This window comes from Photobacterium sp. Ph5 (assembly GCF_022129445.1).
GTDB lineage: Bacteria > Pseudomonadota > Gammaproteobacteria > Enterobacterales > Vibrionaceae > Photobacterium.
Window position 1 is genome coordinate 1 of sequence record NZ_JADQAQ010000049.1, and the last position, 14,871, is coordinate 14,871.

Annotated in this window: 15 protein-coding genes; 7 read left to right on the forward strand and 8 right to left on the reverse strand. The window is 42.2% G+C overall.

Features of this window, described 5'->3' with window-relative positions:
* Positions 1-137 precede the first annotated feature (137 nt).
* From fliJ to I3259_RS16305, 8 genes are read right to left on the reverse strand one after another with little or no spacing between them, the layout of a single operon-like run.
* Positions 138-575: a flagellar export protein FliJ gene (gene fliJ / locus I3259_RS16270; protein WP_238030704.1), complete on the reverse strand. Its 438-nt coding sequence runs from the start codon at positions 573-575 to the stop codon at positions 138-140.
* Positions 576-581: 6 nt separating this feature from the next.
* The gene (gene fliI / locus I3259_RS16275; protein WP_238030706.1) at positions 582-1,934 is read right to left on the reverse strand and encodes a flagellar protein export ATPase FliI; all 1,353 of its coding nucleotides are present in this window, start codon (positions 1,932-1,934) and stop codon (positions 582-584) included.
* The gene (fliH, locus tag I3259_RS16280; protein WP_238030708.1) at positions 1,912-2,697 is read right to left on the reverse strand and encodes a flagellar assembly protein FliH; all 786 of its coding nucleotides are present in this window, start codon (positions 2,695-2,697) and stop codon (positions 1,912-1,914) included. The genes fliI and fliH overlap by 23 nt, the downstream gene beginning before the upstream one ends.
* The gene (locus I3259_RS16285; RefSeq protein WP_238030710.1) at positions 2,697-3,731 is read right to left on the reverse strand and encodes a flagellar motor switch protein FliG; all 1,035 of its coding nucleotides are present in this window, start codon (positions 3,729-3,731) and stop codon (positions 2,697-2,699) included. The genes fliH and I3259_RS16285 overlap by 1 nt, the downstream gene beginning before the upstream one ends.
* On the reverse strand, positions 3,697-5,442 hold the full coding sequence (gene fliF, locus I3259_RS16290; RefSeq protein ID WP_238030712.1) for a flagellar basal-body MS-ring/collar protein FliF: 1,746 nt from the start codon (positions 5,440-5,442) through the stop codon (positions 3,697-3,699). Before fliF ends, I3259_RS16285 begins: the two co-directional genes overlap by 35 nt.
* A 3-nt stretch (positions 5,443-5,445) precedes the next feature.
* A complete protein-coding gene (locus tag I3259_RS16295) occupies positions 5,446-5,817 on the reverse strand; it encodes a flagellar hook-basal body complex protein FliE (protein ID WP_238030715.1) in 372 nt (123 codons plus the stop codon).
* Positions 5,818-5,829: 12 nt separating this feature from the next.
* Positions 5,830-7,179 carry a sigma-54 dependent transcriptional regulator gene (locus tag I3259_RS16300; RefSeq protein ID WP_238030717.1) on the reverse strand — a complete coding sequence of 450 codons (1,350 nt, stop codon included), beginning with the start codon at positions 7,177-7,179 and terminating at the stop codon, positions 5,830-5,832.
* Entirely contained in the window at positions 7,179-8,075 is an 897-nt protein-coding gene (locus I3259_RS16305) for an OmpA family protein (protein ID WP_238030719.1), read from the reverse strand. The genes I3259_RS16300 and I3259_RS16305 overlap by 1 nt, the downstream gene beginning before the upstream one ends.
* A gap of 511 nt (positions 8,076-8,586) precedes the next feature.
* Here I3259_RS16305 and I3259_RS16310 point away from each other — a divergent pair.
* From I3259_RS16310 to flhA, 7 genes are read left to right on the forward strand one after another with little or no spacing between them, the layout of a single operon-like run.
* Complete coding sequence (locus I3259_RS16310; protein ID WP_238030752.1) at positions 8,587-9,354, forward strand: FliM/FliN family flagellar motor switch protein; 768 nt, start codon at positions 8,587-8,589, stop codon at positions 9,352-9,354.
* Positions 9,355-9,356: 2 nt separating this feature from the next.
* Positions 9,357-9,722, forward strand: a complete 366-nt coding sequence (fliN, locus tag I3259_RS16315) for a flagellar motor switch protein FliN (protein WP_238030721.1) — start codon at positions 9,357-9,359, stop codon at positions 9,720-9,722.
* 3 nt (positions 9,723-9,725) lie between these two features.
* On the forward strand, positions 9,726-10,517 hold the full coding sequence (gene fliP / locus I3259_RS16320) for a flagellar type III secretion system pore protein FliP (protein ID WP_238030723.1): 792 nt from the start codon (positions 9,726-9,728) through the stop codon (positions 10,515-10,517).
* An 18-nt stretch (positions 10,518-10,535) separates the two neighbouring features.
* Positions 10,536-10,805, forward strand: a complete 270-nt coding sequence (gene fliQ, locus I3259_RS16325; protein WP_238030754.1) for a flagellar biosynthesis protein FliQ — start codon at positions 10,536-10,538, stop codon at positions 10,803-10,805.
* Complete coding sequence (gene fliR / locus I3259_RS16330) at positions 10,805-11,581, forward strand: flagellar biosynthetic protein FliR (RefSeq protein ID WP_238030725.1); 777 nt, start codon at positions 10,805-10,807, stop codon at positions 11,579-11,581. Before fliQ ends, fliR begins: the two co-directional genes overlap by 1 nt.
* Positions 11,578-12,705: a flagellar biosynthesis protein FlhB gene (flhB, locus tag I3259_RS16335; protein WP_238030727.1), complete on the forward strand. Its 1,128-nt coding sequence runs from the start codon at positions 11,578-11,580 to the stop codon at positions 12,703-12,705. Before fliR ends, flhB begins: the two co-directional genes overlap by 4 nt.
* A 39-nt stretch (positions 12,706-12,744) precedes the next feature.
* On the forward strand, positions 12,745-14,838 hold the full coding sequence (gene flhA / locus I3259_RS16340) for a flagellar biosynthesis protein FlhA (protein WP_238030729.1): 2,094 nt from the start codon (positions 12,745-12,747) through the stop codon (positions 14,836-14,838).
* The last annotated feature ends 33 nt before the right edge of the window (positions 14,839-14,871 follow it).

Sequence of the window (14,871 nt, forward strand, 5' to 3'; positions counted from 1 at the left end):
CCACCGATGCCAGAGAAGTTATTAACCTTAGCTGAGTCTCGGTGGTAATCAGGTTTTCTAATATCTAATAGAACAAACTCTAAACACGTTTCAGTTCATAAGTAAGTTACTAGACATAATTATCACTTGGTATCACCTCAAATCCTTCGCTTCTTATGTCGCAAGTTAATCAATTCTTCTAACTGCTTTTGCTCTTTACGGGCTTGTTCATACTGCTGTTTGACAAGCCATCGTTTTTTCACTTCTTCAAAGCGTTTTACTTGTTGGTTGCTGACTTGTAGTTGCTGGGCGCTGTGATCACATTCCGCACTCATGATTGCTTGTTCATGCTGGTGATGGTCAATCATGGTTGTTAACTGTGAGGTTAATTGATTACTGTTAGTTAGCATGGCGCTATTTATCGTAGCGCCATGAGTTTGTGCTGTGCCCGTATAATGTTGTTTAAGCTGACTTAATAACTGGAGTTGTTGTTGATAGTTATCGACTTGCTGACGTTGTTGCTGGTAAATCGCACTGAGTTTGTCGCGCTTTTGTTCTGATAATCGTTGTAACTGCTCAACCGCTCGTACATTCATAAACCCTTAGTGCTCCATTGTTGACGTCGCTGTTTGTGGTGAAAACAAGTTAGCTAATTGGGTTAAGCTCGCTTGGTAATCACAGTGCTCACTCACAGGTTGCTGCAAGAACTGTTTTAGCTGAGGTTGCATCATTACCGCTTGATCTAATTCAGGATCTTGTCCTTGTTGGTAGCCACCTAATGGTAATAACTCTTTTACTTGCTGATAGTTCGCATTTAACTGTCTAAATTGATTCGCAACAGTAACATGGGCTTGCTCGATACAATTATTCATACATCGGCTGATAGAAGCATTAATATCAATGGCAGGATAATGCCCTTGTTCTGCTAAGGTGCGAGATAACACGATATGACCATCTAAAATGGCGCGAGCAGAATCCACCACGGGATCTTGTTGATCGTCCCCTTCTGCCAACACGGTATAAATGGCGGTTAAGCTGCCGTTGGGATTTTCACCATTACCAGCACGTTCTAATAGCTGTGGTAATAAGCTAAATACTGACGGTGGATAGCCTCGTGATGCTGGCGGCTCGCCTAGTGCAAGGGCAATTTCACGCTGAGCCATTGCATATCGGGTCAATGAGTCCATCAATAACAATACGTCTTTGCCTTGATCACGAAAGTATTCGGCAACGCGGTGACAAAGCTTGGTCGCTCGTAAACGCATGAGTGGTGATTCATCAGCAGGCGCGGCGATGATCACCGCACGTTTTCGTCCTTCTTCACCTAAGCTACGCTCAATGAATTCACGGACTTCTCGACCACGTTCACCAATCAGCCCTACCACAATAATATCGGCAGCAGTGTATTTGGTGATCATCCCCATCAAAACACTTTTACCCACGCCACTGCCAGCCATTAAGCCAATTCGCTGTCCTTTACCAACAGTCAGTAAACCATTGATCGCTTTAATACCAACATCTAATGGTGATTCAACTGGCTGGCGTTTCATTGGGTTAATAGGCTTTGGCTCTAACGATAAACACTCACCACCTTGTAACGGTAAACCATTATCTAGCGGCTCTCCTAGCCCATTAACAACCCGTCCAATCCACTTGTGGCTAACATTCACTGTACTACCACCTTGCATCGGGATCACCTTCGCACCTGCGTATAATCCACCGAGTTGGCGAACTGGCATTAAATACGCAATGTTGTGATCAAAACCGACCACTTGTGCTTCAATCTGCTCACCATCATCAGCCACGATTAAGCAACGTTGATCAAGTTTAAAACGACACCCCACGGCTTGTAGCATTAAGCCATTCACTTTAACTAACCGCCCTGTGACCCGTGCAATAGGCACACTATCAAGAGCAGCAAGCGCGGTTAAACTATCCGCTTGAAGACGATTCATGCAGATCTCCTTGTTCAACACGGATTGGGTTATCTAACGGGTGATTTTGCTCAATTAAATGTTGCTGCACATTCTCGATACAGGCTTCTAGTCGCGCATCACAACCCACATCAGCCTCTGCGTTATCGGTTATCAGCTGACAACCGCCGACGGGTAATGTGGGATTAGCAATCAGCTTCCACGACTCAGGTAAACTCTTGTTGATGGTATGGATCCGATCAATATCTTGCGGGTTAAGTTCAATGATGATCTTTTCTGTTTTACCAGGAATCGCATCCAACGCTTCTTCTACTAGAGCAAGAATTTGTTGTGGCATCAATGTCAGTTCAGCGCGGATAACTTGTTGCGATACTTTTTGTACCAAGTCGCAAATGAGCTGACGTTGTTGTTTGTCTTTCTCTTGTTGCCATTGTTCTAATTCAAACAAGATTTTCTCAACCGGTTTTACTGCTTGGCTAAAGATCTCTCGCCCGGCTTGCTCACCTTGTCCGTAACCTTGTTGAAAACCGTCTTTTTGTCCTTCTATAACACCTTGATCAACACCTTGGTTAAATCCTTCGTCATAGCCTTTGTTTAGCCCTTGTTGAAAGCCTTCATCCAATTTTTGTTGTAATTCAAACTGGCTGTCTTGCCAATTGTTCGCAGGATCAACATCGCCTAATTCATCATTAAAACCATGATTTACTGGCTCTGCCACAGGAGGAAAACGATGAGGCCGATATTGCCCCGGTGATAACTGATGTATTTTTACTTTCTTCATCATTACTCCACCGTCATTTCCTGATAGAGCTGAAGATCAATCTCGCCATTTTCTGCCAGCTCACGCACTTGATCCATAATGGCAGTACGTGCACGTTCTACTTCACTCACAGGTACTGCACCTTTTAGTGCCATTTCATCTTCTAGGGTTTTCACCATACGCTGTGGCATTGAGCGTTTGATCGCTTGTTGTAAGCTGATCTCAGCACCTTTTAACGCAATCACCCAAGTCGCGACTGGGATCTCTTGCACCAATCTATCCATAGTCGATTCTTTCTGGCGACCAAGCACCATAAAGTCAAACATGTTGGTTTCAATTTCATGCACCATGTCTTCATCATGCAGACGGAGTAATTCCATTAATTGGCCGCGATCACCTTCGAAACGGTTGATAATATCGGCAACTTGCTTAGTACCTAAAATAGGTGCATTTTGCGCTTGCGACATATGAGCAATGCAACGTTCAATCAAATCATGTAAGTCAGCGGCAACATCATGATCTATCTCATCGAGTTGCGCGACGCGATATAACAGCTCGTCATGGTAATCGACGGGCATTTTCGCCAACACTTTCGATGAAGTTTCTGGCGGTAAATAGGCTAAGAATATCGCCTGCATTTGTGGGTGCTCTTGGCTGACATATTTCGCCAATAATTCTGCATCCACCCATTGCAATCGTTGCATGTTGTTACGTAATTCATCACCGTAGATGTTATTAAGTAACCCTTTGGCTAAATCATTACCCAACGCTTTACGTAAGGTATTTGAAAGGTATTCTTTCGATGCGCCACGAATACCACTGTGGGCACGAAAATCTTCAAAAAAGTGCTGGATCACCCCTTTCGCACTATCACTTTGAATACCACTTAATGCCGCCATCGAACGGGTAACACGCTGCACTTCATCACGGGTAAAGTGCTTCAATACCTCAGCAGCAGCGTCTTCTCCCATACCCAGCAAAACGACTGCGGTTTTATCAACATAAGTCAGTGCAGGGGCTTTACTATCCGTCTGATTTTTTGTTTGTGATTGATTCATTAACATTCACCCATTGTTTTAAGACTTCAGCAACACGCTCTGGCTCTTCGGTTGAAATAAGCTGTAAGTGTTTAAGTTGGATTTCTAATGGCGAGCCCTGTGGTGGCAACAAATCATTGCTGGCATTAAAGGCGTTATTAGTCCCGTCTATACCTTTCGCGGCTAAACGCTCATTTAACGTTTCTTCGTGTTCTTGCTCTTCACGAGTTTGCAGGCTTTCATCGTAAGAGTGCGCCATATCTTCTTCAGCAAAAGTTAACTCATCACGGCGACGATCTAATCCTGTTAAATGGCTAATAAGCGGTCTTAGCACGAAGAAGATCATCGATAAGCCGAGAATACCGCCGATCATGTAGCGTAATGGTTGTTGTACAGTTGGATCTTGCCACCACGGAATAGCAGGTGGCGCATCAATCGCAATCGGCGTAAAGTTGAAACTTAAAATACTCAAACTGTCACCACGATCAGCGCTGATCCCCACCGCATCTTTGATCATATTGCTAATTTGCTGTGTTTCCGCTTCTGTCCATGCTTTACCATTTGGTGCCGCCGTAGAATTAAGCAACACTGAGACATTGAGTTTATTTAATTTGCCTTGTTGATATTGGGTATGACGAACACTGCTGCCTAACGCATATTGACGATTAATTTCCGTTCGTTCATTGGTATTTTTACTGTCTTTATTCTCTTCTTCGCCAGTAACGGGTGGCTTGTTACTTAATGAACCCGGCACACCTAAAGCAATATTATCAATACTGTTATTTTCAATACGGTGCTCGTTTTTCACTACAGGCGTTGAATCAACCACCTCTTTGGTTTCTTGAACATGGCTAAAATCAAGATCAGCGGCGACTTGCACGCGGTAATTACTTGGTCCGACGATTGGCGTTAGCATATCAGCGGCACGTTGGATCACCTGCTTTTCGAGATTCTTCTGATAGTCGAGGTATTTAGCATTCACTTTACCCATTTCAGACGAGCCAATATCAGCGCTGAGTAAACGCCCGTATTGATCAACAACTGAAACATTTTCTGTCTTCATCCCTGTTACGCTGCCAGTAACAAGGTTAATGATAGCTTCGACTTGCTCAGTTTTTAGATCTTCTCCCGGTTTTAGTTCAACCATTACTGACGCTGTCGGCGCTTCCGCATTGTGTCGAACAAATAAGGTTTTTCGAGGAATGGCTAAGTGAACACGGGCATTGGCGATAGCATCAAGGGCAATGATAGTACGCACTAACTCGCCTTCCAATCCATGACGGTAACGTGCGGTTTCCATGAACTGGCTGGTTCCTAACGACGAATCTTCTTTTAATGAATCTAGCCCTGTCGGTAACTTGGCTTTTATCCCTTTAGCTGCCAGTAACATTCTAATTTTTGCTACTTCACCTTCTGCCACCAGCACTTGTCCGTTGGCTTCTTGAAGATGGTAAGGGATCCCTTCCGTTTCTAATACCGAGATGATTTCACCGCTATCAAAACGTTCTTGCTGCCCATATAAGGGGCGGTAATTTTGACTTGAACTCCATAACGCTACCACAATAATGGCAGCGACAATTGCAGCAAGCACAGCAGATAAAACCAGATTGCGCTGACTACTATGCCAAAGGTTTTTGAGGTTATTAATATACGAATTTGAAGACAACCCACTGGTAGCGGTTGAGCCTGCTGCCGTATTTGTCATCGATGGTTGAGCAATGATTTCAGACATAAGTTACACCGGCATCTTCATAACATCTTCAAATGACGCAACCACTTTATTACGCACTTGCATAAGGGCTGAGAAAGATAAACTGGCTTTTTGGCTTGCTACCATCGCGCCTACTAAGTCGTCACTTTTCCCCAATTCAACCGCTGTAACTTTGTCACTGGCGATTTTTTGATGTTGATTAACGGTATTTAAAACACCTGTCATGGCTTGCGAGAATGACAATGGCGAAACGGCAAACAGTGTATTGGTTGCTTCGACCTGCATAAGATTAGGTTTTACGATGAAATCAGCTTGAGTGCGTTGTTGCATCTGCTGCATTTTATCAAGCATGAGTTGTTCAGATGATACTGACGGTAGCGAATTATTTGTGCTCATTTAACTCTCCTTTTATGCCGCAGAACCTAATACAGCATCGATGTCTATTCCCTGTTCACGCATCGCAGCTAACTTGTAACGCAGTGCACGAGTAGTAACGCCCAATTGCTGAGCCGTCTTGGTTCGGTTACCACCGAATTGTTTAAGAATTTTGATAATGTATTGAAACTCTGCCATTTTCTTCGCTTCTACCCGACCATTCCCTCCCTCAGTTTGAGGTAAAGATGGCGCAGCATTAGGATCAATCGGCAACATTAAATCTTGTGCGGTAATGAAATCACCATGGCGCATCACCAAGGCTCGTTGCATAACATTTTCTAACTCTCGGATATTGCCCGGCCAGTGATATTTAGACAGCGCAAAACACGCATCTTCCGACAACTGACACGCACTTCCCATTTGATATTTATTGATGAAAAATCGCGCAAGAGGGAGAATATCAGCGCTACGATCTCGCAATGATGGCCAATGCAACGGCAGCACATCTAAGCGGTAATAAAGATCTTCTCGGAACGTCCCTTTTTGAATTTCTACACGAAGATCTTTATTGGTTGATGCTATTACGCGAATATCCAATGGAACGGTTTTATGGCTACCCACTTTTTCCACTTCACGCTCTTGCAGCACACGCAATAATTTAGCTTGAAGACTGGGTGACATTTCAGCGATTTCATCCAATAAAATCGTACCGCCATTGGCTTCTTCAAATTTACCGGTTTGCGTTTGTGTCGCGCCAGTAAAAGCTCCTTTCACATGACCAAATAACACCGCTTCGAGCATGGATTCAGGAATAGCTGCACAATTAACGGCAACAAAAGGCGCATTTGAACGAGATGAATGTTGATGAACATACTGCGCTAATACCTCTTTCCCGGTGCCAGATTCACCGGTGATCAATACTGTCGCATTTGTACCCGCAGCACGGTGTGCTAACTGCAATACTTGCTTGCTACGCCACGATTCCACCACGATATTGGTTAAGGGTTTATCTAATGCTTCAACGCGTGCGAGCAAGCCCAGTAACTGTTCCGACTCAAAAGGACGAAGTAAATAATCGGTTGCGCCTGCTTTCATTGCATCCGCTGCCATCATTCCTTGCGCCTGATCGACAATAGCAATAGAAATAGGCGTGGATGAACGGTTTGTCGCTACAGTTTTTTGATGGAATTGACGAATAAAATCGGTAAGTGAAATATCTGTGATATGCGAGCTAACCAAAGTAATGACTGAGCAAGATTGATATAACGCAGCACGTCCAGAAGTGAAGTGATTGACGCTATAACCGTTACCTTCAAGTACAGCGATAATTTGCTTTGCCGCGCTTAAATTTGGCTCGACTAATTGAATCTTGTTAGGCTGCATTAGCTACCCTTCCTTTTTACTGCATCTTCCTTGCGAATAGCGCGAATAGTCACGCGACGATTTTTAGCTTTTCCATCTTGAGTATTATTGTTGGCAACAGGATAGCGAGATCCATGAGAGCGAATTTCCATCAGTGATGAACGCACACCGTTTTCACGCAGAATGCTGGCTACATCGTCAGCACGAACTTTTGAAATCTGTAAATTGGCAACATTGGAGCCAACATTGTCTGTATGTCCATCAATCAAAACACGTTTGACATTTTTGTCGTGTTTTAAGTAACTCGCTAAATCAGTCAAGACTTGTTTTTGCGATGAACTGACCACACGTTGCCCCAACCTAAATTGCAATACCACATCTCTCGCATCGCGGTATGCCATTGCAGGTAACTTAGCTCGACACAGATTAAAATCAGTCATAGCCTGTGCCATATTCACTGAAGGGACTGTTACATCAAACGTGTTGTGTTGATTCAACGATGACAGCCTTACTCCTAACCAATTACCTTGCGCCATGGCTTCAAGTAACGTCTCAATATCAGTATAAAAAGACACTTTCCCTGATTTTTTAGCTAAACCGACTTCATCAACAATGATAGGCGTGGTATTCAATGCCCAAGGGGACTGTACTTGGCTTAATATGGCACGCTCATAAGGTGGTTTTACATGGTAACTTTGTACCTGAATACCAAGTGGCTGTTTAGGTTTTGCGACAAATGTAATTGCACCAAATTGGCTAATTGTTTGACTCAATGAACAACTAAATTTATCACCTTTATATTTCCACGAAACAAGATCCATCGGTAAAAATAATTCTTTAGCGACAGAACTGATGGGAATTAATAAAGCAATAAAAATTGAAAATATAAATATAATTGTATATTTTATGAGTGTCATAATAAGCACTCACCTCTACATATTAATCTCAGACTTTATTATAGCTAAATAATCTTATATCAAATTTATATTTAGCCATCATATTCTTAGACTTGGACATATCTATTTAATAACAATAGAAAACAAGTCAAATAAATATTATTTGACGCTTTTTAAGGCATTTTTTTGACGATTGTAGTAACAATTAAGTATTATACTAAAGTCTAATGTTATTTCATTATTAATCATAAGTTTAGCCATAAATATCCATTTGATTTAACTTCATCATAATCGAAGTTTTTTAAATTTAAACATTAAAACAATTTTTATTTCATCGGATACTAATGGTGTGAACTAAAGTCACATTTTTACTCTTAAATGTTTTTAATTTATATCTTCATAGTTATAAACACGCTAAACATATTTATATATTACGAATGAACATCAACTACACTTTATTTTTACCCACTTAATTATGATAACTATGGAATATATAAAATCAGATTTTGACAAAAGATATCCCATATTGAATGTGGAATTACTAGGAAAACCTATCCATATAATCAAAGATGAATTAGCTAATATCTTAAATAATTCATTGCAGGGGCTAACTGACCAAATACAAAAATGGGTTAAAACCCATGAACTGACAATGTCAGTAACTAGCATTGATTTTCAATCGCCAAAACAGGGGCAACACGTGGCATTTACGATAGCCCATAATGAGAGTGGTATGATGAATTTTCGCTGTTCTGCACCACTGCTTATTGCGCTATCCGATCGCTTTTATCACTCGCCTGTTAGTCGGCTACATAATTCTACAAGTCAAACAATTACAACGAGTGACTTACGTTTACAAGAACGGATCGGACGACTCTTTTCAGCCCAGATAGCACCAGAAAATATGTGGCAAGCCTGTGATAATTCACTATCAGATGATATCGGCTTAGTCATTCAACTTTCCGTTACCTGTGAAGAGACGATTGGCGACATCATCATCTGTATTGATTCCGCATTAATTCAAACATTAACCAGTGTTATTGGCTTACAACCCACGTCTGAACTCAATGCACTCTTTAGTCAGCAACTTGAATCGACCAAGGTCAAACTCAACACAATTTTATGTGAAAAACAGATGCCTTTAGACCAAGTATTGCAGCTAAAGCCCGGTGATATCTTCGATATTGATTTACTGCAATCCTCACCGATCAGTATCGGTCAAGAGCATTTATTTAACGGCCATGTCGCAGAGCAAAACGGTCAACTTGTTTTAATCATCAACACCAGTAAGGACACATAAGCATGAGCGATATTAACGAATCCGACCTATTCGATGGTGATGACCTCAATTTTGACGATCTTCAGCTAGAACAATTTGATGAAACACCTCAACTCGATAGCAGCATTTCGCACCGTAGCTTAAGTTTTTTCAAAAAGATCCCCGTGACTGTCACTCTTGAAGTCTCAAGCACAGAAATCTCATTAGGTGAATTAATGAAAGCCGGTGAAGGCAGTGTTATTGAGCTAGATAAACTCAACGGTGAACCGCTTGATGTGAAAGTGAATGGGTCACTGATGGGGCATGCCGAAGTGGTTGTGATCAATGAGAAATATGGCCTACGGCTAATTGATGTCGTCGAATCACCTCTTAACACCATGGATAGTTAACCAATGATCGCTCAGGGATACCACTGGCTGACAAAAGCATGTCAACAGCGCCATTATTTGTATTTACTCACTTTGGTACTTATTGCTCTCGGCGTACTGTTTTCTTCGGCAGCAGAAGCCAATAGTGGGCTGAACTTCTTGACCGTTACAGATGATCAAGGCGAGCAAGAATACAGTGTGAAATTACAGATCTTGTTGTTAATGACAGCACTGAGTTTTATCCCTGCCTTTCTACTCATGGCGACCAGTTTTACCCGAATTATTATCGTACTTTCTATTTTGCGCCAAGCTCTGGGTTTACAACAAAGTCCGCCAAATAGAATACTCGTGGGTATCGCTCTCTCTTTGACTATTTTGATCATGCGTCCGGTCTGGACGGATGTGTACGATAATGCTTTTGTCCCTTATGACAACGGCGATATAACTCTTTTACAAGCCTTTGATACTGCCGAAAAGCCCGTTCGTGATTTCATGTTAAAGCAAACCCATCAAAGTGCTTTAGAGCAGATGATGCGTATTGCCAACGAACCATTAGACCAAGATGTGGAAGATATTTCGTTTGCTATCGTGTTACCTGCTTTTGTGATCAGTGAGCTTAAAACAGCGTTTCAAATTGGTTTTATGTTGTTCATTCCTTTTTTAATCATCGATCTCGTGGTTGCCAGTGTTTTGATGGCAATGGGTATGATGATGCTGTCACCGCTGATTATTTCTCTTCCTTTCAAATTAATTGTGTTTGTACTCGCTGATGGCTGGACCATGACGGTCGGATCGCTTTCTGCCAGCTTTGGATAAAAGAGAAAGGAGTAAATGATGACCCCAGAGCTTGCTGTCGATTTATTTTCCAATGCGGTTTGGCTAATTATTAATATGGTAATGGTACTTGTTATCCCGGGATTATTAGTCGGGTTAGTGATTGCCGTTTTTCAAGCCGCGACCCAGCTCAATGAGCAGACCTTAAGTTTTCTACCCCGTTTAATCATGACTTTGCTGATGGTGATTTTTGCCGGACATTGGATGTTAAGGCGCTTAATGGAATTATTTGATTACCTCTTTCATAACATTCCGGGAATGATTGGCTAATGGCTATCTCGTTTGCAGAGATCAACGCCCTTCTCGCTCAGTTTTGGTGGCCGTTTTTTCGCATTGGGGCTGCCATGTTAGCCATGCCATTTTTTGGTGATGCGTTAATTCCTATTTGGGTACGCGCTTTATTAGCACTTGCTATCAGTTTTATTGCCGCGCCACTTATGCCAGCTATGCCCACTACAGATTTACTATCTCTCTCGGCACTTATGCTGGCTTTTGAGCAAGCAATATGGGGGCTATTGTTTGGCTTAATTATCCATTTCCTATTTTCCATCATGACATTGTTAGGTCAGATCATTTCACTGCAAATGGGCTTAGGGATGGCAATGATGAACGATCCCGTTAATGGTGTTTCAGTTGCGATTCTTGGGCGAATGTTTTTACTGTTTTCTACCTTATTATTTCTGGCTTTAGATGGGCATTTATTGGTCATTGATATTCTGGTGCAAAGTTTTACCTCTTGGCCTGTAGGCAGTGGGTTGGCTGTATCATCAGTAAAACAAATACTCGCACTTTTTGGTTGGATGTTCAGTTCAGCCCTTGCGATCGCTCTGCCCGCTATTGTTTCGATGCTTCTGGCTAATATCAGTTTCGGTGTGATGAACCGAGCCGCACCTAGTTTAAACGTTTATGCATTAGGCTTTCCTATGACCATGTTGTTAGGACTCTTTAGTGTCTTAATTTCTGTCAGCGGTGTGCCTGCGCGTTATGTCGAGTTAGTCCACTACAGCCTAGATCAACTTCAACTCTATATTTCGGGGGGCGCATGAGCCAGTCATCGGCACAAGATAAAACTGAAAAAGCGACTCCGCAGAAGATCCGAAAAGCCCGAGATCAAGGTCAGATCCCACGCGCCAAAGACTTCACAGCAGCTACGATTTTTATTGCGGTTGTGGTTTTCTTTTATTTCCAAATTGATGTGATTTGGCAGGCGCTGAATGGCGTCTTTAAATTAAACATGACAATATCTCGTGATGATTTACGCTCACCTTGGCTAGCGATTGAAGCATTAGGCGCAAGCTTAGCCATTATCATTCAATTACTACTGCCATTATTTGGTTTGCTTCTGATCACTGCTATCGCCAGCAGTTTACTGATTGGTGGTTGGCTATTCTACCCTGCTGGTATATTGCCAAAATTATCAAAAATCGATCCCATTGCGGGGATAAAACGGATGTTTTCAACGCGATCTTTGGTCGAACTTTTGAAATCGACACTCAAAGTATGTGTGATTTTTCTTCTTCTATATCTCTATCTTGATGCCAATTTAAGCCGCTTACTTGGAATGCAAAACTTGCCACTGAAACAAGGCGTGTCATTAATTCTGACGATTCTCTTTCATGGCATTTTGCTGATGGGCATAGCGCTATTGTTATTTGGTTTAATTGATATTCCTTACCAAAAATGGGAGCACGCCAAAGAGCTGAAAATGACCAAACAAGAGCTGAAAGAAGAATTTAAAAGCAATGAAGGTAGCCCAGAAATCAAGCAACGTATTCGTCAAATTCAACAGCAGTTCGCCCGAAGAAAAATAGATAAAGCAGTGCCTAAAGCTGATGTGGTGATCGTCAACCCAACCCATTATGCCGTTGCGATTAAATACGATACCACACTGTCTGAAGCGCCCTTTGTGGTAGCAAAAGGCATAGACGAAGCAGCAATGCATATTCAAACCATCGCCAAACAACACGATGTTGAGATCTTACATTCACCACCATTAACGCGTGCGATTTATCACAGCACCCAGATAGAGCAAGCGATCCCAAGTCAACTCTATGTCGCCGTGGCTCATATATTAACTTATGTTTTACAGCTTAAAGCCTTTCGACAAGGTAAAGGAAATCAACCACAAACGTTACCCAATTTTGTTATCCCAAAACATTTACAGCATTAATTTCAGCACATTTTTACCGGATTGGATGAAGGACTTCACATGTTAAATTGGCTCACAACACTCAAACAGTCGAGTAAAGGTTATATCGGTATTCCTATCGCCTTACTGATGATTCTAGCAATGGTGATTTTGCCATTACCTCCTATGCTGCTCGATGCCTTATTCACCTTTAATATTGTCTTGGCAATCTTGGTATTGTTAGTCAGTACCACAGCAAAAAGGCCGTTAGACTTTTCTGTTTTCCCCACCATTCTGTTAGTCGCGACATTAATGCGACTCACTTTGAATGTGGCCTCAACACGTATTGTATTATTGGAAGGTCATAATGGTGGCGATTCAGCAGGTAAAGTGATCCAAGCTTTTGGTGAAGTCGTTATTGGCGGTAACTATGTTGTGGGTATGGTGATTTTCGTAATTTTAATGATCATCAACTTTGTGGTGATCACTAAAGGTGGCGAACGTATCTCTGAGGTAGCAGCCCGTTTCACACTTGACGCCCTACCCGGTAAACAGATGGCAATAGATGCGGATTTAAACGCTGGTATTATTGACCAAAATCAAGCAAAACAGCGCCGTCGTGATGTTGCCAATGAAGCGGATTTTTACGGTTCAATGGACGGTGCTTCAAAGTTCGTTCGTGGTGATGCCATTGCGGGTTTATTGATCCTATTTATCAATATCATCGGTGGTATCAGTATCGGTGTTTTTGAATACGGACTCAGCGCTTCTGATGCTTTTAAAACTTACGCCTTATTGACCATTGGTGATGGTCTTGTCGCGCAAATTCCTTCACTGCTATTAGCAACCTCTGCCGCTATTATTGTCACTCGTATTAACGACAGTGATGATGACATGACGCAAGCTATGCAGAACCAACTGCTTGCCTCGCCTGCGACGTTATTCACTGTCGCCTCTGTGATGGCAATCATAGGTATTGTGCCAGGCATGCCGCACTTGGCATTTTTCAGCTTTGCCGCAGTGTTAGCATTTGCGGGCTGGCGACAATATAAAAAACCTCATCACCACCAGCAACTTGACGAGGTTGAAGCCGTTTCTCAAGCCATGCAACTCGACCACGAAACGCCACTAACATGGGATGATATTCCTCATGTTCAAAGTATGTCGTTGTCGCTCGGTTTTCGTTTAGTTCACCTGGTTAATAAAGAACAAGGCGCGCCACTTACCCAACGTATTCGCGGTGTTCGTAAAAATCTTTCTGAACAAGTCGGCTATTTGCTGCCTGAAGTGAATATTCGCGACAACCTAAGCTTAAAACCGAATCACTATACTATTGCCGTTCATGGCGAGATCATTGAACAAGGTAGCATTGAGCCTGAGCGTTTAATGGCTATTGCTGTGGGTGATACCTATGGCGAAATAGATGGCATCCTTGGTCATGATCCGGCTTATCAACTCCCTGCGGTGTGGATTGAAAATAGTAACAAGGCTAAGGCCTTGAACATGGGTTACCAAGTCGTTGATGACGCAACAGTAATTGCTACTCATTTAAGCAAAGTGATGAAAGTACATTTAGCCGATTTGTTTACCCATGATGATGTAGATTTCATTAACCAACGTTTGGCACAACAGGCTCCCAAGTTGGCGGAAAGTTTAGGTGCTGCATTAACGTCCGCTCAGCAACTGAAGGTGTATCGCCAATTACTCATTGATCAAGTGCCACTTAAAGATATCCGTACCATTGCCAATACCATGTTAGAAGCATCTGAAAACACCAAAGAACCAATTTTAATTGCTGCAGATGTGCGTTGCAGCTTACGCCGTACCTTGGTGAATCTACTCAATGGTGATAAGAAAGATCTTAACGTCTATGCCCTATCCGAAGAACTTGAACAGATGTTATTAACATCGCTCCAACAAGCACAAGCCAGTGGCAATGTGATGCTAGATAGTTTTCCAATTGAACCGAATATTTTAAGCCAATTTCAAAAAAATATGCCGCTTGCGAAGCAACAATTAAAACAGCAAGGCGCAGCCCCTGTTTTACTAGTAATGCCACAATTACGACCACTGCTATCTCGCTATGCGCGTACTTTCGCCCAAGGCTTAGCAGTATTGTCTTATAACGAAGTTCCTGAAAATAAGAATATCAATATCATTGGCAACTTAGGTTAATTAACCAGATCCTCTCCCTTTTATTATTGTATT